Annotated in this window: 22 protein-coding genes; 14 read left to right on the top strand and 8 right to left on the bottom strand. The window is 66.4% G+C overall.

Annotation, left to right across the window (positions count from 1 at the left end):
* The first annotated feature begins 195 nt into the window (after positions 1 to 195).
* The 6 genes from E3O44_RS13370 to relB (E3O44_RS13345) all read left to right on the top strand — a co-directional run bounded on the left by E3O44_RS13370 (position 196) and on the right by relB (E3O44_RS13345) (position 3,061).
* A complete protein-coding gene (locus E3O44_RS13370; RefSeq protein WP_134535276.1) occupies positions 196 to 531 on the top strand; it encodes an MmpS family transport accessory protein in 336 nt (111 codons plus the stop codon).
* Between the two features lie 290 nt (positions 532 to 821).
* On the top strand, positions 822 to 1,043 hold the full coding sequence (relB, locus tag E3O44_RS13365; RefSeq protein WP_134535275.1) for a type II toxin-antitoxin system RelB family antitoxin: 222 nt from the start codon (positions 822 to 824) through the stop codon (positions 1,041 to 1,043).
* Positions 1,040 to 1,306, top strand: a complete 267-nt coding sequence (locus E3O44_RS13360) for a type II toxin-antitoxin system RelE family toxin (RefSeq protein ID WP_134535274.1) — start codon at positions 1,040 to 1,042, stop codon at positions 1,304 to 1,306. The genes relB (E3O44_RS13365) and E3O44_RS13360 overlap by 4 nt, the downstream gene beginning before the upstream one ends.
* 384 nt (positions 1,307 to 1,690) lie before the next feature.
* Positions 1,691 to 1,981, top strand: coding sequence for a hypothetical protein (locus tag E3O44_RS13355; RefSeq protein WP_134535273.1), 291 nt, complete (start codon positions 1,691 to 1,693; stop codon positions 1,979 to 1,981).
* A 127-nt stretch (positions 1,982 to 2,108) separates the two neighbouring features.
* A complete protein-coding gene (locus tag E3O44_RS13350) occupies positions 2,109 to 2,549 on the top strand; it encodes an MmpS family transport accessory protein (protein ID WP_134535272.1) in 441 nt (146 codons plus the stop codon).
* Positions 2,550 to 2,839: 290 nt separating this feature from the next.
* Positions 2,840 to 3,061: a type II toxin-antitoxin system RelB family antitoxin gene (gene relB, locus E3O44_RS13345; protein ID WP_134535271.1), complete on the top strand. Its 222-nt coding sequence runs from the start codon at positions 2,840 to 2,842 to the stop codon at positions 3,059 to 3,061.
* Between the two features lie 339 nt (positions 3,062 to 3,400).
* Here relB (E3O44_RS13345) and E3O44_RS13340 read toward each other — a convergent pair whose 3' ends face one another.
* The gene (locus tag E3O44_RS13340) at positions 3,401 to 3,907 is read right to left on the bottom strand and encodes a DUF6278 family protein (RefSeq protein ID WP_134535270.1); all 507 of its coding nucleotides are present in this window, start codon (positions 3,905 to 3,907) and stop codon (positions 3,401 to 3,403) included.
* Between the two features lie 21 nt (positions 3,908 to 3,928).
* Entirely contained in the window at positions 3,929 to 4,615 is a 687-nt protein-coding gene (locus E3O44_RS13335) for a hypothetical protein (RefSeq protein ID WP_134535269.1), read from the bottom strand.
* 122 nt (positions 4,616 to 4,737) lie between these two features.
* Between E3O44_RS13335 and E3O44_RS13330 the strand changes: the two genes are divergently transcribed.
* Complete coding sequence (locus E3O44_RS13330; RefSeq protein WP_134535268.1) at positions 4,738 to 4,995, top strand: hypothetical protein; 258 nt, start codon at positions 4,738 to 4,740, stop codon at positions 4,993 to 4,995.
* Positions 4,996 to 5,068: 73 nt separating this feature from the next.
* Here E3O44_RS13330 and E3O44_RS13325 read toward each other — a convergent pair whose 3' ends face one another.
* The 3 genes from E3O44_RS13325 to E3O44_RS13315 are packed head-to-tail and all read right to left on the bottom strand — an operon-like array spanning position 5,069 to position 6,830.
* Positions 5,069 to 6,031 (bottom strand): hypothetical protein, encoded by a 963-nt coding sequence (locus tag E3O44_RS13325; RefSeq protein ID WP_134535267.1) that lies wholly within the window; start codon positions 6,029 to 6,031, stop codon positions 5,069 to 5,071.
* A gap of 2 nt (positions 6,032 to 6,033) precedes the next feature.
* A complete protein-coding gene (locus E3O44_RS13320; protein WP_134535266.1) occupies positions 6,034 to 6,381 on the bottom strand; it encodes a GntR family transcriptional regulator in 348 nt (115 codons plus the stop codon).
* Positions 6,382 to 6,431: 50 nt separating this feature from the next.
* Complete coding sequence (locus E3O44_RS13315; protein WP_134535265.1) at positions 6,432 to 6,830, bottom strand: MerR family transcriptional regulator; 399 nt, start codon at positions 6,828 to 6,830, stop codon at positions 6,432 to 6,434.
* A 49-nt stretch (positions 6,831 to 6,879) separates the two neighbouring features.
* Here E3O44_RS13315 and E3O44_RS13310 point away from each other — a divergent pair, with 49 nt between their 5' ends.
* From E3O44_RS13310 to E3O44_RS13295, 4 genes are all read left to right on the top strand, one after another.
* Positions 6,880 to 7,863, top strand: coding sequence for an oxidoreductase (locus tag E3O44_RS13310; RefSeq protein ID WP_174775081.1), 984 nt, complete (start codon positions 6,880 to 6,882; stop codon positions 7,861 to 7,863).
* Between the two features lie 278 nt (positions 7,864 to 8,141).
* Positions 8,142 to 8,402 (top strand): hypothetical protein, encoded by a 261-nt coding sequence (locus E3O44_RS13305; protein WP_134535264.1) that lies wholly within the window; start codon positions 8,142 to 8,144, stop codon positions 8,400 to 8,402.
* A gap of 71 nt (positions 8,403 to 8,473) precedes the next feature.
* On the top strand, positions 8,474 to 8,695 hold the full coding sequence (locus tag E3O44_RS13300) for a hypothetical protein (protein ID WP_241976321.1): 222 nt from the start codon (positions 8,474 to 8,476) through the stop codon (positions 8,693 to 8,695).
* 83 nt (positions 8,696 to 8,778) lie between these two features.
* The gene (locus E3O44_RS13295) at positions 8,779 to 9,591 is read left to right on the top strand and encodes an alpha/beta fold hydrolase (protein WP_134535262.1); all 813 of its coding nucleotides are present in this window, start codon (positions 8,779 to 8,781) and stop codon (positions 9,589 to 9,591) included.
* Between the two features lies 1 nt (position 9,592).
* Here E3O44_RS13295 and E3O44_RS13290 read toward each other — a convergent pair whose 3' ends face one another.
* The gene (locus tag E3O44_RS13290) at positions 9,593 to 10,225 is read right to left on the bottom strand and encodes a TetR/AcrR family transcriptional regulator (RefSeq protein ID WP_134535261.1); all 633 of its coding nucleotides are present in this window, start codon (positions 10,223 to 10,225) and stop codon (positions 9,593 to 9,595) included.
* A 74-nt stretch (positions 10,226 to 10,299) separates the two neighbouring features.
* On the opposite strand from E3O44_RS13290, the gene E3O44_RS13285 reads away from it, so the two are divergent.
* Positions 10,300 to 11,715, top strand: coding sequence for an MDR family MFS transporter (locus tag E3O44_RS13285; protein WP_134535260.1), 1,416 nt, complete (start codon positions 10,300 to 10,302; stop codon positions 11,713 to 11,715).
* Here the strand turns inward: E3O44_RS13285 and E3O44_RS13280 are convergent.
* A complete protein-coding gene (locus tag E3O44_RS13280) occupies positions 11,712 to 12,206 on the bottom strand; it encodes a 2'-5' RNA ligase family protein (RefSeq protein WP_134535259.1) in 495 nt (164 codons plus the stop codon). The genes E3O44_RS13285 and E3O44_RS13280 overlap by 4 nt on opposite strands.
* Positions 12,207 to 12,229: 23 nt before the next feature.
* On the bottom strand, positions 12,230 to 13,135 hold the full coding sequence (locus tag E3O44_RS13275) for a LysR family transcriptional regulator (protein ID WP_241976320.1): 906 nt from the start codon (positions 13,133 to 13,135) through the stop codon (positions 12,230 to 12,232).
* A gap of 116 nt (positions 13,136 to 13,251) precedes the next feature.
* Between E3O44_RS13275 and alsS the strand changes: the two genes are divergently transcribed.
* Both alsS and budA read left to right on the top strand, forming a co-directional pair.
* Positions 13,252 to 15,027, top strand: coding sequence for an acetolactate synthase AlsS (gene alsS / locus E3O44_RS13270; protein WP_241976319.1), 1,776 nt, complete (start codon positions 13,252 to 13,254; stop codon positions 15,025 to 15,027).
* A complete protein-coding gene (budA, locus tag E3O44_RS13265) occupies positions 15,024 to 15,758 on the top strand; it encodes an acetolactate decarboxylase (protein ID WP_134535258.1) in 735 nt (244 codons plus the stop codon). Before alsS ends, budA begins: the two co-directional genes overlap by 4 nt.
* Positions 15,759 to 15,813: the final 55 nt, after the last annotated feature.

The following is a 15,813-nucleotide window of genomic DNA, read 5'->3' as shown; positions in this document are numbered from 1 at the left end:
CCAATCGCGGCCTGAAAGTACGCAAGACCTTCCTCGGGACCGATACCGAGCTCTCCTAGTCGCAGAACGTAGGCCTGCGCCGCTTCTTGGGCGAGACGCTGGTTGGCACTGCCTTGCCTCGCGACGAAGGAGCCATGTCGGCCGCGAGTTTGGATGACCTCGTCGCGCTCAAGTTCGCGGTAACTACGCGCCACCGTGTTGGGTGCCAGCCCTAGGTCTCCGGCAAAAAGCAACACGGTGACTTATGAGGTGACCAGCGATGCTGGCACGGCCGGGAGCATCAGATACATGACGTTCAATAGCGGCAGCCCGGGTCAGGAACAGACCTTTGACGCGCCTCTCCCCTTCACCAACAAAATGACGCTTGAAGATGGCGGATCGTTCTCCTCAAGCACCGTCTCGCTGACCGCAGCGGCGTCAGCTGAGGCAACGACGATTGCGTGCAAGATCACGGCAAATGGAGAAGTCCTTGCTGAGCAAACCTCCACCGGCGCCTACTCCGTCGTGGCGTGCTCCGGCAGCAGCGAGTAGCTCGGCAGGTGCCTCAGCCCTTGGATCCGAGAGACGCCAGGACTGCCCGCGACCAGGGTATGTGGAGTAACCTCACTAGCCAATCGCGTCGACCACTAGGCTCGGCGTCAAGTTCATAGGGGCCCGTCCATGCGCAACCGGGCGGAAACGCAATCGGCACAATGGGCGCCCGTCACTGGGACGACACTCGCACTATGGCGCTGACGTGTCCGCGCGGGTTGGCCCTGGACCGCATTCATGGATCGATGTAGAGTACGTGTAAACATGTCTTACATCGGAAGGGTGGCGTCATGACGATCTCGATCCGGCTCACGCCCGAGGAAGAAGAGCGTCTCGAGAAGCTGTCGCAGCGCACGGGGCGTTCGAAGAGCTTCTACGTCCGGGCCGCTCTCCGCGAGCACCTGACCGACCTGGAGGACGCGTTCGCTGCGGACGAGTCGCTGGGCGCTTTCGAAGCTGCTGGGAGCCGCTCTCAGCCGCTTGCGGCGCTGAAAGCCGAGACTGAGCTGTGACCGCGCGGTGGCACGTTGAGACCACCGAGCAGTTCGATCGCCAATTCAAAAAGCTGGACCGCGCTGTGCAGCGGCGGGTCCTCTCGTACCTCGAGGACATAGAGAGCTTCGAGGATCCACGCCAACGCGGCAAGGGGCCGACGGCGAATCACTCCGGGGTGTGGCGATACCGGGTCGGGGACTACCGCGTGCTCGTGCAGATCCTGGACGATGCTCTGGTCGTCCTGGCGGTGAACGTCGACCACCGCAAAGACGCGTACTGAAGGCATGGTGGAGTGGCCGAGCCCCCATTCTCTGCCCACATTTTGCCCACATCTGTGGGCAAATCAGGCGTTTTCTGGTGATTGAGCTGTGCTCTAAATAGCCTATCTATCAGGTGTTTCAGATTTTGCCCGCGCAGGATCAAGGGCTCCGAGGTCACTCGTAATGAGAAGGTCGTCAGTTCGATTCTGACAGGCGGCTCCATATGCAGGTTGCACTCTCGATTCGCCGGGAAGACGTACGCCTAAGCTGGGCGCATGAAGCGAAGAGCTCTGTTGGCGGCATTTGTGTCATTGTTCGGGCTCGCTCTCACCGGATGCGCAGCCATCCCAGAGTCCGCGGCCATTCGTACGTTCGATGGGGTACCGAGCGACTACCGCGGGGGAATGGACGACCTGCTCGACGAGAATTACCACGCAGAATGGGCCGACGACGGGGATGTGCTCTTGGTTTCCGCAGTATTTGCAACAACATGTGTCGCTGTTCCAACGCGAATCGTCAGTGACAGCGATCAGGTTATTTTCATTACTTTGGAACCCCATCAGGCGGAGTTCCCCTGCCGAGATGACCTCCACGCCGTCACCTTTGAGTTTCACAGACCATGGAGTGTCGACTCCTCAAAGTCCGCCGCACTTGAGATTGACAACGTGCGAGTAGAGATACTGCCTAACGTCTAAGCCGCGATTTTGTCGATCGAGGCTTCGAGCGCGAGGCACCAAACGCTGCAGCAACTTCTCGTCGAATTCGGACCAGCCTGTGTTTGGACTGTCGCAGGCATTCCATCCACAACAACCAGGGGGACCAATGAAGAATACCGCGCTGGTGCTCACCACCGGCATGCTGCTATCGGCGTTCGTGCTTACGGGATGTAGTTCAATTGCAGCGCCCAAGTCCGATGCCGGGGCAGTCGACGTCCCGGGCGCCAAAGCGGAGGCATCAAAAGGCAACACGGTGATTTATGAGGTGACCAGCGATGCTGGCACGGCCGGGAGCATCAGATACATGACGTTCAATAGCGGCGGCCCGGGTCAGGAACAGACCTTTGACGCGCCTCTCCCCTTCACCAATGAAATGACGCTCGAAGATGGCGGATTGTTCTCCTCAAGCACCTTCTCGCTGACCGCAGCGGCGTCAGCTGAGGCAACGACGATTTCGTGCAAGATCACGGCAAATGGAGAAGTCATTGCTGAGCAAACCTCCACCGGCGCCTACTCCGTCGTGGCGTGCTCCGGCAGCAGCGAGTAGCTCGGTAGGTGCCTCATCCCTTGGATCCGAGAGACGCCAGGACTGCCCGCGACCAGGGTATGTGGAATAACCTCACTAGCCAATCGCGTCGACCACGAGGCTGGGCGTCAAGTTCATAGGGGCCCGTCCATACGCACCCGGGCGGAAACGCAATCGGGAGCCTGGGCGCCCGTCACCGGGACGACGCTCGCACTACGGCGCTGACGTGTCGGCGCGGGTTGGCCCTGGACCGGATTCATGGTTCGACGTAGACTATGTGTAAACATGTCTTACATCGGAAGGGTGGCGTCATGACGATCTCGATCCGGCTCACACCCGAGGAGGAAGAGCGTCTCGAGAAGCTGTCGCAGCGCACGGGGCGTTCGAAGAGCTTCTACGTCCGGGCCGCTCTCCGCGAGCACCTGACCGACCTGGAGGACGCGTTCGCTGCGGACGAGTCGCTGGGCGCTTTCGAAGCTGCTGGGAGCCGCTCTCGGCCGCTTGCGGCGCTGAAAGCCGAGACTGAGCTGTGACCGCGCGGTGGCACGTTGAGACCACCGAGCAGTTCGATCGCCATTTCAAGAAGCTGGACCGGCCTGTGCAGCGTTCGCGCGGATGCTGCACTAGGTTCGGACCATGTTGATGCTCGTGTTAGTCGCGGCAGTCGTGTGCCTGGCTATGGTTGGCTTGGCTCTCGTCCTATCTGCGGAGCAGACGGCCCGACGACAGCCACGCGCAGAGCAGGATGTCGCTACGGGCGATGCGCTCCAATTCCCACCCGGGGTCTCAGGCGCTAAGGGCAGCAGCCCGCTCTGATATGCATGGGCCACGATCTGGGCTCGGGACGTAAGTCCCAGTTGGCCTGGGCACGGTCAGCCGTCGCTGCCGGCCGCGAGCGCTCGGGCATGGTCGTAGTGATCGAGCAGGCTCCACGCATTGGATTCCAATCGCGACATGGCCACACGTACAACGTCAATGCTGATGCCGGGTGCGATCCGAACCTCCGGGTGGGAGGCGTCGATGACTATCCAATGGGATCCAGCGATTGTGTGGGTGAGGACATCGCCGTAGAACATAGCGATCTCGGCTGCGAGGTCTCGGGAATGCTGAGGCGATGCATCAATGAAGTTGTCCAGGGTTCTCAGTCCGTTGGCGTCACGGCTGAACTTCGCGCCCGCGGCGGCCCCGCATGTGGTCAGGTCGTCGTAGCCTCCAACGTTCCTGATGGAGATGTCCTCGAGCCGCGGCCGTCCGAGCGCATAGGGCGCGCTATTGCGGCTGATCCCCGGGGGATGCCGTTGGATCGGTTCTTTCGCATGTGGGTCTTGGACCATTGTCAGGCGTTCGATGTTTGGGTTGGGTTCGAGCGGTGAGGACATTGTCTCTCCACGAGTCGGTGCCTAGCGGTCTGCGACGAGCAGGTTGAGCCGTTTTCCTGTCGGCGCGGTTTGCTTGTCCGTACCCATCAACTGGGCATCGTTCAAGTAGGTGAGGTCGTCGACGGTGATTCCGAATCGGGCGGCCACGTCCGCGCGATATTCATTCGTTGCGGGGGTGTAGCCCGCGGGCGTGCCGTCGATGACGTCGACCGTGCCCCGGGCGCCGGGCGTCTCACCGGAGTCCACGGGGTTGAGGTAGCCGCGGACCGGTTCGAAGGTCCAGCGGATGTCGGCGCGCGCGAGGACGGTCTGACGGCAGTCCGGGTCCTTCGTGTCGGGTTGGGCGGAGGGTGTGACCAGGATGACCTGGTCGATTCCGCTGGGATCTCCGCTGAGAATGCTGAGGTCACCCCAATCGGAGGCGCCGCTTCCGCTCGTGAACTGCCCGAAGTCCATGCGGAAGCCGCTGTCGTCGCAGGTCTGGTTCGCCGGTAGAGGCTGGGTCGCGGTCACCGCGTCGACCGTCGCGGCTGCCGGCGAGATGAGGTCATCGACGTGGAGCGTGAGCACGGTTCCGTCGAAGCCGAAGCTCACACGGCCGGTGGTGCCGTTGTCGGAGGTCAGAGTGCCCGTTCCGATGGTCCCGGTCGGGATCGTCCCTGGAACGTTTGGTCGGGTCGCCGGTGAATCCGTGGATGCAGGCGGCATTGGGGCTGGTGTGCCGACAGCTCCACCGCTCGAACAGTCCGTAAGAAGCACCAGCACCGATATTAACCCGCATGTTGCCGCGATTCCGCGCATCGCACACCCCCGTGTGCAGATCATAGAGGATGGAACGCCTGACCACATCAACTATTGTGTTGCTCTGGCGCATTTCGGCGATGACTGACAAGATTGCACCGCGCCGAGCAGGAGTCGCGATATTCGAACTCGAGGGGGACGCAGTGGCGGAACACGAACCGTGGTTTGGTCCGAAGAAACTGGGTGGGGGCTGGGGTCCGCGCACGTGGCAAGGCTGGCTGATTGTCGCCGTGTTCACGATCGCGGTGGTTGTGATCACGGTCATCGCGACGACGCATACTGGCTGACGATATGGCTCGGCCCGCTGGTGATCGGTGTTCAGCTTGGCCGGGCCGGGATGTGGCGATACCGGGTCGGGGACTATCGCGTGGATGTGCTGAGGGTGGAGAGAAGCGCTGCGGGTATCTCAGGCGAATTGAGGGAGACTGCGAACTGCTTTCCGTTGGTGAGGGTGACGATGACCCCTGGTCCGGTGCGGAGGATGATCGCTGACCGCCCGGGCATGAATCGGTAGCCCCAGCCTCCCCACTGCAGGGGTTCCAGAGTGTCGGTGTGTACGGACTCGATCTCCGTGAGTGGGATTGTCTTCAGTGTGATGCCCAGGAACCAGGTCACGACTTTCAGGCCGCGCCAGTCCACGCTGATCCGAAGTCGAGCGAACCCAAGCAGAAGGACGCCGAGAACCAGAAGAACGACGCCGCCGAAGGCATCCGCCCCAGATCGGCCGTCTCTTCCCGTCACGATGAGCAGCGTCGCGGCGGCGGCGAACGATGCCAGGCTCGCGATCGCGAACAACGGAACCGTGACAGTTGTGATCCAGGCGCCGGTCTCTGTCGGAGCTAGCACGACCTCGACCGGACGCTCTTCGGGTTCTGCAGCCACCCACCGGTGCGCGAGAAGAAAAGGAATGAGGCCGTACCCGAACAACGCCATGAGAAGCAGTGGCCACGCACCGACCCGCGGTTCGGCGCCGGGACCGGCGGTGATCGTTGAGCCGGCGGTCATCAGCCACGCCCCGGTTGCCAGCCCAGCCGCGAATCCGCTCCACAGGAACGTCTTGCGGCGAGTGGGGGCCGCGCCCTCCCGCAACGCGAAGGTCGCCAGAACGGCCGAACCCAGGCAGACCACGGAAAAGAGCGCAATCGCGACCCCCGTCGGCCACGTCGAACTGACGCCATCATTGCCCCACTGCCGGGGCAGGTCAGCCGGAAGCTCTGCCCGCCAGACGAGCCAGGTCGCGGCCACGACGGCGAGGGGGATCCAGACAGTGGCCGCCGCGAGGATGTCACGAGCGCGTGCGCGTCCGGAACTGCGTGAAGTCATGGTCAGGCTCCTTCGATCAGTCGGCGGATCTCGGGCTGTGACAGTCCCAGTTTCCGTGCTTCGGTCAGGAACTGCCCGGCGAGTTCGGTCAATCGCACGAACCCGGGTTCGACGTCCTGGCGGACCCAGGCTCCACGGCCCTGACGCATCTCGATGATTCGTTCATCGCGGAGCACGCCGTATGCGCGGAGCACGGTGTGCATGTTGACCCTCAACGCAGCGGCCAACTCGCGGGCCGGCGGAAGACGCTCCCCGGCCTTGAGTTCATCGTTGAGCACCGCCAGACGCACTTGGACGGCGATCTGCTCCGCCAGCGAGACCGTGGACGCAGCATCCACTCGAAACAACATGTTCTAAATACTAGTAGAACAATCCGCCAATGCGGGGTTCGAACGGGCAGTCATGTCCTGCTTGCCACTGCCCGACGGTAGAAGATGATCTTGTCCCGGATGACCTCGCGGCTGGCGATGAGTTCTTCGATCTGGGCATCGAGATAACGGGCGTGCGATTCCATCAACGCGATCCGGTCTGCCTCGTTGCCCTCGCCGGCGCGAACGAGTTGAGAGTACCTGGCCATGTCAGCCACGGGCATGGCCGAATCGCGCAGCCGGTTCAGCAGCGCCAACCAGCGCACGGCCTCGTCGCCGAAGATCCGCTGGCCACCGGGGGTGCGTGGGATGTCCCGGGGGAACAAGCCTTGCGCCTCGTACCAGCGCAGCGCATGAACGCTCAGGCCGGAAATGGCGGCAAGTTCGCCGATCGTGTAGGTGCGTTCGGCGATGGTCGCCTCTGCCGTCATGAGATCCGTCCTTGACCTAGAGTGAACTCTAGAACTTAGCATGGCGGGTATGACTGCAACGCACGACATCACCGCCCGCCAGCAGCCGCTGGCCACCGAGTTCGGCTACCGCACCACCGCCGCCGAAGTCCTCGCCGGCCACGACCTCGGGGGGATGACCGCCATCGTCACCGGCGGCTACTCCGGCCTCGGACTCGAGACCGTCAAGGCGCTCGCCGCCGCGGGGGTCGCCGTCACGGTGCCGGCCCGCCGCCCGGACGCCGCCACGGCTGCACTCGTGGAGGTGCCCGGCGTCACCGTCCGTCAGATGGATCTCGGCGATCTCGACTCGGTCGCAGCCTTCACCGCGGCAGTGCGTAACGCGGGCACTCCGATCGACATCATGATCAACGCGGCCGGGGTGATGGCCTCGCCGCTGTCGCGCACGCCGCAGGGCTGGGAGTCTCAGTTCGGCATCAACCACCTGGGACATTTCGCTCTCGTCGCTGGGGTGGCCGGCCAACTGCGCCCGGGTGCCCGCGTCGTGGCCTACTCCTCGACGGCCCACTACCTCTCCCCGGTGCGGTTCGAAGACATCAACTTCGAGCACACGCCGTACGACCCGTGGGTAGCCTACGGCCAGTCCAAGACGGCCGATGCACTGTTCGCCGTTGCGCTCGATGCGCGCTCCGCCGCCCGCGACATCCACGCATTTTCCGTGAATCCCGGTGGCATCATGACGGACCTGCAGCGGCACATGCCGCGTGAGGAGTTGCTCCGGCGGAAGTGGATCGACGAGAACGGCGACCCGAACCCGTTGTTCAAGACCGCCGCCCAGGGTGCCGCGACCGCGCTGTGGGCCGCGACCGCCCCCGAACTGGTCGAACGTGGCGGGGTGTATTGCGAGGACTGCTCCATCAAGGGCATCGTCTCGCCCGACCACACCGACGCGATCGCCGGTGGGGTCAAAGAATGGGCCATCGACGCGGACGCCGCCGAGCGCCTGTTCGCACTCTCGGTCCAGGCGACCGGGCTGAACCCGTTCGCCGACTGACGCTTGGCGGGTATGCCCGCTTGAGCGCTCGGCGAGGAGCAGGTTGATTCGATTTCCTGCCGGCGCGGTTTGCTTGTCCGTGCCCATCGATTGCGCATCGTTCAAATAGGTGAGGTCGTCGACGGGGGTGCCGAATCGGTCGGCCACGTCCGGAGGCACGGGTGCTGCGGTCCCTATCGCTCGGGCGCAAGCGGCGGTACGGTCGCCGCGATCGCTGATTCGCGCGCGAACGAGCCGATCACCCTCCTGTCCCAGCGTCGGAAACGAGAGAGGCAATCATGACAACGGTGTTGATCTTCCACGAAGTCGATGACGTCGAGCACTGGCTAAACTCACCCAGGCGGGAAGAGATCTTCGGGCCGCTGGGCATCACCGTCCAGACCTTCATCGACCCGACCGACGACCACAGGGTCGGGCTGATCGCCGACGTGCACGACATGGACGTCTTCCAGCGGGTGATGGCATCCGAAATCGCGGCGGAGGCCATGCAGTTCGACGGCGTCCGACCGGAAACCGTCGTGATGATGGTGGAGTCCTGACGATGTATGCCCGAATCAGCACGTTCACGACTAGCCCCGACACTGACCTTCACGCAAATGAGAATGCCACCATGCTGCGGGTGCTGGCGAATCCCGGTTGCCGCGGGATGTATTTCCTGAGGGGCACGGAGAATAACACCGCCCTGGCCATCACGCTCTGGGACTCGGAGGACTCCCTCGCGGGGAGCCGGGAGGCCTCTGACACCATCCGCGCGGACACGATCGTCGAGCAGCACCTGACGATCGTGGGTGTCGAGGAGTTCGAGGTGACGACGAGCACCTTCATCGGCTGAGCCCGGCGGCGCCCGCCGGCGCAGGGCCGTGCGGCACCGCTCGTTACGATGGGGGAGTCCCACGCCCCGCTCGGAAGGCAGCCATGGAGTACGCCCCCGCGCCCGACGGCGCCCGCATTGCCTGGTCATCGACCGGCGCAAACGCACCCGGCGACGCACCCGGCGATCCCGTCGTGCTGATCGCCGGGCAGGGCGTCTCGAGCCGATCGTGGTCTCCGTTGCTTCCGGCGTTCGGCGCCCGGCACCGGGTGATCACCTTCGACACCCGCGGGGTCGGCGGCAGTGAGCCCGGCAGCGACGCGCGCTTCACGACCGCGGCGCTCGCCGAGGACATCGTCGCGGTGCTCGACGCTGCCGGCATCGACAGGGCGCACGTGTACGGCCACTCGATGGGTGGTCGGGTCGCGCAGTGGTTCGCGATCAATCACCCCGATCGCCTCGGCGCCCTCGTGCTCGGAGCAACGAGCGGCGGCGACGCCCGTGGCCTGACCCGGTCGGTCGCTGTCGCCCAGCGCATGGCCAGAGGTGACGCGCTCTCGATGGGCCCGCTGTTCTTCACGGATGCGTTTATCACGTCTCACTCGGAACTCGTCGCCGCCATGTTCGTGCGCCCGACCTCGATCCACACCCGACGCTTGTTGTTCGACGCGAGCACCGCGCACGATGCCTGGGACCACCTGCCGAGGATCGCCGCGCCGACGCTCGTCCTCCACGGCGATGCCGATGAGGTCACGCCGCCCGCGAACGGCGAACGCCTCGCCGAACATATTCCGAATGCCGCATTCGGGGAGCTGCCCGGGCTGCGGCACGGGTACTTCCTCGAGAGTGAGTGGGCGACGGATGCCGTCCTCAGGTTCTTCGCGGCGCATCCGCTGGACGGGCCGCCCGCGGCGTGACTTACGGCGTGACGTCCGCCGCACTCGCCCGGGTGACCGGCGCCGCGACCAGTGGGAGGAAGACGTCGTCGACGATCTCGCGGATCACCTCGGCCGGCACGGCGGTCAGGGTCATCATGGCCTCGTTCCGGAACAGGTCGAACGGGACCCCGGCCACCCGCTCGCTGATCGGCCCGGGTCGGAGTTCGCCCCGTGCCCGGGCCCGCTCGAGGATCGTGACCATGGAGAGTTGCCGGTCGCCGATGAACTCGCGGCGCAGGTCGGCCGGGGTGAGCGTGCCCTCCTGGTAGTAGGCCGACAGGCGGGCGCTCAAGAGTGCCGCCATGCCCGTGCGGCGTACGCTCGCTGCCGAGAGCAGGGCCATCACGTCGCCGCGGAGGGATCCGGTGTCGGGAAGGGGGATGGCATCCGCCGCCCCGCGGTGCCGCAGGACCGCGAGGAAGAGCTCCTCACGGGTGGACCAGCGCCGGTAGAGCACCGGTTTGCTCGTATGGGCGCGCTCGGCGACGGCCTCGAAGGTGAGCGCGCCGTAACCCGCTGCGAGCAGCTGTTCCCACGCCGCGTCGAGGATTGCGGACTCCAGTTCGGCGCCGCGACGCCGCGACGCCGGAACGCGCTCGATTACAGGATCCATTTGAGTATCTTATCCAACCGGCCTATGCTCTGAGGAAACGAGACAGTTTCTTATATCGGTTGGAGAAGGCCACGATGACACAAGCCACGGACCCGGACGTCCTCGACCCGCAGACGAAGCGGGCCCTGACCGCGTTGATCACCGGCGGGGTCGCCGCGGTGCTCGACACAACCATTGTCACGATCGCCATCCACACACTCGCGAGCGAGTTGAACACGACGGTCGCCGTCATCCAGTGGGTGAGCACCGGGTATCTGCTGGCGCTCGCCGTCGCGATCCCGCTCGTCGGTTGGGCACAGGCGCGGTTCGGCGGCAAGCGACTCTGGATGCTCGCCCTGGTCATCTTTGTGCTCGGTTCCATCCTCTGCTCGCTCGCCTGGGACGCGCCGAGCCTGATCGGGTTCCGGGTCGTGCAGGGGTTCGGCGCCGGGATGATCTTCCCGCTGATGCAGACCCTCGCGATGCAGGCATCCGCCGGGAAGGCCCTCGGCAAGATCGCGGCAACGGTGAGCCTGCCGATCGCGGTCGGGCCCATCCTCGGCCCGGTGCTCGGCGGCTTCATCCTGAACTGGCTGAACTGGCGCTGGCTGTTCCTGGTCAACGTGCCGATCGTCGCGGTCGGACTCGTCCTCGCGTGGCGGGCCCTTCCCGACGACCGCCCGGGCCTGGGCGTGGCGCGTCCGCGGCTGGATGTCGTCGGCTTCGTCCTCCTGACGCCCGCGCTCGTGGGAATCCTGCTCGGTCTCTCGAATGTGCACGGAGACGGCGGTTTCGGACGGACCGACGTGTACCCGCCGGTGCTGCTCGGCGTGGCACTGCTCGTCGGCTTCATCGTCTGGGCGTGGCGCCGGGGCGACGCAGCGCTCATCGACATCCACCTGCTTGCCACTCGGCCCGTGGGCGTCGCGTCCGTGATCCTCTTCGTGACGGGCGCCTGCATGTACGGGGCGATGCTGCTCCTTCCGCTTTACTGGCAGAGCCTGCGCGGCTTCGACGTGCTCGGGGCGGCGTTCCTGCTGATTCCGCAGGGCGTCGGCTCGCTCCTGTCGCGCACCATCGCCGGGTCGCTCACCGACCGGTTCGGGGCGCGCTGGATCGCCGTGGTCGGCTTCCTCATCGTGGGGCTCTCGACCATTCCGTTCGCCTTCGCCGGCGCGGACACCAACCAGTGGTGGCTCGCGGTCGTGCTCCTCGTGCGCGGCCTGGGCCTCGGCGCCGTGTTGATCCCGACGATGACCGTCGCCTACGTGGACCTCGACCGGGAGGCGATGCCACACGCGTCGATGATCACCCGGATCAGCCAGCAACTCGGTGGCTCGTTCGGGGTGGCCATCGTCGCTGTCGTGCTCCAGGGTGCCGTGGTCTCGGCCCCTGGTGGCCTCGCCGCGGGGTTCGCGGCGGCGTTCTGGTGGACCATCGGCTTCGCGGGGTTCGCCGCCGCGATCTCGCTGCTGCTTCCGGCTCCCCGGACGGCGCATCGCCGAGGCTAGGGGCGGGGCGGGCGCGGGCGCAGCGGGATCGTCGCGAGCACGGCGCGGCCGGCCGGGTCGGCCCGGGGCGCCATGTCGACAAGCGCGAGCTGGCCGAGCTCGAGGGTCTCGCCGGTCGCCACGCGCGCGTGGTGCTTGTCGGTGACGTGCGCCCGGAATTCGGTCCCGGTGAACGCCGCCTCGTCCGGGGCGGCTGCATACGGGCGCACCGCGGCGACCACGAGGTCATGCAGCGCGGTCAGTCCGGGGTGCGGCTCGAGCACGGTCACGGGGATGTCGTGGCGGCGCCCGAACCGTTCGGCGCCGCCGGCGACCACGCTCAGCGCGGGCAGAGCGGATGCCGCGGCCTCGAGAGCCTCCGCGATCGCGCCGGGCGCGGCATCCGTCAGGAACGGCGCCAGCACCGTCACGTGCAGGGGCCAGTCGCGCACCAGGAAGGTGTCGCCGACGTTCAGCGGCGCCAGCGGGAGGACCACGACGAGCCGGGGCATCACTGCATCACCGCGCTACCGCGTCACCGGATCGCGCCGGTCTCGTCATCGGCGAGGGCCAGGTCGATGAAGGCCCGCACCGCCGCCGAGAGCCGCCGCGTGCGCGAGGCCGCGAGATAGACGGTGAAGTCGGGCATGCCCGCCACGGGGAGGCGCCGCACGTTGCGGGCGTCGCGGGCGGCGAATTCGGGCAGCAGGGCGACGCCGAGGCCGTTGGTCACGTACTCGGCGGCGGTGCCGATGTCGGACACCTCGATCATCACCCGGCGCTCGAGGCCGGCCGCGGCGAAGGTCTCGTCCACAATCTGCCGGCTCGCGTAGCCGGGCGGCAGGTCGATGAATTCCTCGGGGGCGAGGTCGTCGAGATGGTCGAGGCCGACGTGTCCCGCCGTGGCGAGGCGGTGGTCGGCGGGCACCACGAGGACCATCGGCGATGAGGAGATCGGTGCGGCCACGAGCTGGGTGGGCACCGGCCCGCTGAGCGCGAGGAACGCGAGGTCGAGTTCGCCCGTCGCGAGCTCGTCGAGGAGCCCCGCCGAACCGCGCCTCGCCGCCCGCAGCCGCACCCCGACTCCCGGGTGGCCGGTGCGGAACAGCCCGAGCAGCCGGGGCACATTGACGAGGGTGACCGAGGTCATCAGGCCGATCACGATCGACCCGGTGATCGCGTGGGTGGTCTCCTCTGCGGCGTCGCGCACCCCGTTGACGGCGTCGAGCGCCTCGCGCACCTTGGGCAGCAACAGCTCGCCCGTCGAGGTGAGCCGGATCTGCCTGCGGCTCCGGTCGAAGAGCTCGACGCCGAGCTCGTTCTCGAGCGCGCGCACCCCCGCGGACACCGCCGACTGCGCGATCGTGAGCCGGTCGGCGGCCCGCGTGAAGCTCAGCTCGCTCGCCACCGCGCTGAAGAATTCGAACTGTCGCACATCCACCCGTAAATCATCTCATTTGGAGATTGGTTCCATCACCATTCGGCGTTGTTTCTTATCTGTTGGAGCGGGACGATAGATAGAGGGAGCCGCTCGAACGGCGAACCGGAAGGCATGACGTGACGAACAATTCAACTGTCCTGGGCAGCGGCCCCGTGGCGGAAACCCCGACGCCGGCAGTGGCGGCACACACCCCGAACTCGGCAGTAACGGATGGCCTCGGCGTGCCCGCAGCGCCCCGCCGCTCGGCCGACCGGGTCGTCGAGGTGCTCAAGGCCCACGGGGTGAAATGGGTGTTCGGCGTGCCCGGCGCCAAGATCGACCCCGTCTACGACGCCCTCGTCGACGACGGCCCCGAACTCATCGTCTGCCGGCACGAGCAGAACGCGGCCTTCATGGCCGCCGCCGTCGGCCGGCTGAGCGGACAACCCGGAGTGGTGCTCGTCACGAGCGGGCCCGGCACCTCCAACCTCGCAACCGGGCTGCTCACGGCCACGACCGAGGGCGACCCGATGGTCGCGATCTGCGGCGCGGTCTCCCGCGCTGACCGACTCAAGCGCACGCACCAGTCCATGGACGCCGTCGGCATGCTCTCCGCCGTGACCAAGTCCGCCGGCGAGGTCAGCGTCGCCGACAACGTACCGGAGGCCATCGCCAATGCCTTCCGTCGCGCGACCCAGGAGCCCAAGGGCGCCGCCGCGGTCGTGCTTCCGTACGACGTGCTCGTCGACACGACGACCGTGTCGATGACAGGCCCGCACTGGGTGCCGCGCCTCGGCGCCGCCCCCGCGGAGAGCGTCACGCGCGCCGCCGAACTGCTGAAGAACGCGGAATTCCCGGTCATCCTCGCCGGAGCACGTGCGGGGTCCGACCGGGCCACTGCCGCCCTGCACCGCCTGCTGGGCGTCGCCGACCTCCCCGTCGTCGAGACGTTCCAGGCGGCCGGCGTGCTATCCCACGAGCTCGAAGAGCACTACCTCGGCCGGGTGGGTCTGTTCCGCAACCAGCCGGGCGACATCCTGCTGCACAAGGCCGACCTCATCCTCGCGATCGGCTACGACTTCGTCGAGTACGAGCCCTCGAAGTGGAACAAGGACCACCAGCGCCGGATCATCCACCTCGACGAGCTCTCCGCCGACCTCGACGACTACTACCGTCCGACGGTCGAGCTGCGTGGCGACGTCGCCGAGACCATCGACGCGCTCGCCCGGCAGATCGACGGCCTCGAGCTCGGCGCCGCGGCATCCGCTGTCGTCGCCACCGAGCGGTCCCGCCTCGCCGAGGCCGACGAGCCGCACTGGAACGAGGACGAGTCCGAGGGCGTGCACCCCGCGGCACTGACCCTCGCGATGCGGAAACTGCTGCCCGACGACACGACCGTGCTCTGCGACGTCGGCTCGCACTACATCTACATGGCCCGGCACTTCCGCACCTATCACCCGCGGACGCTGCTCTTCTCGAACGGCCAGCAGACGCTCGGCGTCGCGCTGCCGTGGGCGATCGCCGCGACCCTCGTGCGGCCCGGAACGCCGGTCGTCTCGGTCTCGGGCGACGGTGGTTTCCTCTACTCGGCGATGGAACTCGAGACCGCGGTCCGCCTCGGCTCGACGTTCACCCACGTGATCTTCAACGACGGCACCTACGACATGGTCGCATTCCAGCAGCAGGGCAAGTACGGCCGCACCTCCGGCGTGCAGCTCGGCGACTACGACGCGGTCCAGTACGCCGAGTCCTTCGGCGCGCACGGCTACCGGGTCACCCACCTCGACGATTTCGCAGGTGTGCTGAAGCAGGCAATGGCCGAGCCGGGGCCGAGCATCATCGACGTGCGCGTCGACTACCGAAACAACCGGGATGAGCTCATGGCTGATCTGGAAAGCGATGTGTTGCAATGAGTGAATTCACGGTCTCCCGCCACGAGATCTTCCAAACGAGCCTGATGAGCGCCCTGCTCGACGGCGTGTACGAGGGCGAGATGACAGTGCGCGACCTGCTCGGCCACGGCAGCTTCGGCATCGGCACCTTCAACGGGCTCGACGGCGAAATGCTGATCCTCGACGGCAGTTGCTACCAGCTGCGCGCCGACGGCGGCGTCTCAAAGGCCGACCTCGGCGCGCACACGCCGTACGCGGTCGTCACGAACTTCGTCCCCCACGTCGAGAGCGACCTGCCTGACGGCGTGCTCCGGGCCGAGGCGTCCGCCTTCATCGACCACATGACCTCGTCAGAGAATTACATGTACGCGCTGCGGATCGACGCCGAATTCGAGTGGATCACCATGCGCACCGTGGTCAAGCAGGAGAAGCCGTACCGCCCGATGGTCGAGGCGACCGACGAGGACGCGATCGTCGAACTGCACAACGTGACCGGCACCATCGTCGGTTTCCGCACCCCGCTCTACGAGCAGGGCATCGGCGTTCCCGGCTGCCACGCCCACTTCGTCACCGACGACCGCAGCGCCGGCGGCCACGTGCTCGACTTCAAGCTGAAGTCCGGCCACGCCGCCCTCTGCCTCGGCACCGACCTGCGCCTGCAGCTGCCGCTGACGGATGCCTTCCGCGACGCCAATCTCTCGCCCGACGACCTCGAGTGGCAGCTGCAGAAGACCGAGGCGCACGCCAAGTAGGCGCAGCCGCGGTCTGGGGTCACGGGGGCGCGGCGGAACGGGGCGCCGACACTAG

Source organism: Cryobacterium algoricola (genome assembly GCF_004402485.1).
Taxonomy (GTDB): Bacteria; Actinomycetota; Actinomycetes; order Actinomycetales; family Microbacteriaceae; genus Cryobacterium; species Cryobacterium algoricola.
Note: the sequence above shows the minus strand (reverse complement) of the source record. Positions and strands in the feature narration are given on the sequence as shown.

What these genes read in the sequence shown, in the direction of transcription:
- E3O44_RS13325 (WP_134535267.1), bottom strand. Translation starts at nt 6,031, where the DNA reads ATGACTTCACGCAGTTCCGGACGCGCACGCGCTCGTGACATCCTCGCG.
- E3O44_RS13300 (WP_241976321.1), top strand. Translation starts at nt 8,474, where the DNA reads ATGCTGCGGGTGCTGGCGAATCCCGGTTGCCGCGGGATGTATTTCCTG.
- E3O44_RS13340 (WP_134535270.1), bottom strand. Translation starts at nt 3,907, where the DNA reads ATGTCCTCACCGCTCGAACCCAACCCAAACATCGAACGCCTGACAATG.
- E3O44_RS13295 (WP_134535262.1), top strand. Translation starts at nt 8,779, where the DNA reads ATGGAGTACGCCCCCGCGCCCGACGGCGCCCGCATTGCCTGGTCATCG.
- E3O44_RS13280 (WP_134535259.1), bottom strand. Translation starts at nt 12,206, where the DNA reads ATGCCCCGGCTCGTCGTGGTCCTCCCGCTGGCGCCGCTGAACGTCGGC.
- E3O44_RS13285 (WP_134535260.1), top strand. Translation starts at nt 10,300, where the DNA reads ATGACACAAGCCACGGACCCGGACGTCCTCGACCCGCAGACGAAGCGG.
- E3O44_RS13305 (WP_134535264.1), top strand. Translation starts at nt 8,142, where the DNA reads ATGACAACGGTGTTGATCTTCCACGAAGTCGATGACGTCGAGCACTGG.
- E3O44_RS13290 (WP_134535261.1), bottom strand. Translation starts at nt 10,225, where the DNA reads ATGGATCCTGTAATCGAGCGCGTTCCGGCGTCGCGGCGTCGCGGCGCC.
- relB (WP_134535275.1), top strand. Translation starts at nt 822, where the DNA reads ATGACGATCTCGATCCGGCTCACGCCCGAGGAAGAAGAGCGTCTCGAG.
- E3O44_RS13330 (WP_134535268.1), top strand. Translation starts at nt 4,738, where the DNA reads ATGGAACGCCTGACCACATCAACTATTGTGTTGCTCTGGCGCATTTCG.
- budA (WP_134535258.1), top strand. Translation starts at nt 15,024, where the DNA reads ATGAGTGAATTCACGGTCTCCCGCCACGAGATCTTCCAAACGAGCCTG.
- E3O44_RS13335 (WP_134535269.1), bottom strand. Translation starts at nt 4,615, where the DNA reads ATGCCGCCTGCATCCACGGATTCACCGGCGACCCGACCAAACGTTCCA.
- E3O44_RS13350 (WP_134535272.1), top strand. Translation starts at nt 2,109, where the DNA reads ATGAAGAATACCGCGCTGGTGCTCACCACCGGCATGCTGCTATCGGCG.
- E3O44_RS13310 (WP_174775081.1), top strand. Translation starts at nt 6,880, where the DNA reads ATGACTGCAACGCACGACATCACCGCCCGCCAGCAGCCGCTGGCCACC.
- E3O44_RS13355 (WP_134535273.1), top strand. Translation starts at nt 1,691, where the DNA reads ATGGACGACCTGCTCGACGAGAATTACCACGCAGAATGGGCCGACGAC.
- E3O44_RS13315 (WP_134535265.1), bottom strand. Translation starts at nt 6,830, where the DNA reads ATGACGGCAGAGGCGACCATCGCCGAACGCACCTACACGATCGGCGAA.
- relB (WP_134535271.1), top strand. Translation starts at nt 2,840, where the DNA reads ATGACGATCTCGATCCGGCTCACACCCGAGGAGGAAGAGCGTCTCGAG.
- E3O44_RS13320 (WP_134535266.1), bottom strand. Translation starts at nt 6,381, where the DNA reads ATGTTGTTTCGAGTGGATGCTGCGTCCACGGTCTCGCTGGCGGAGCAG.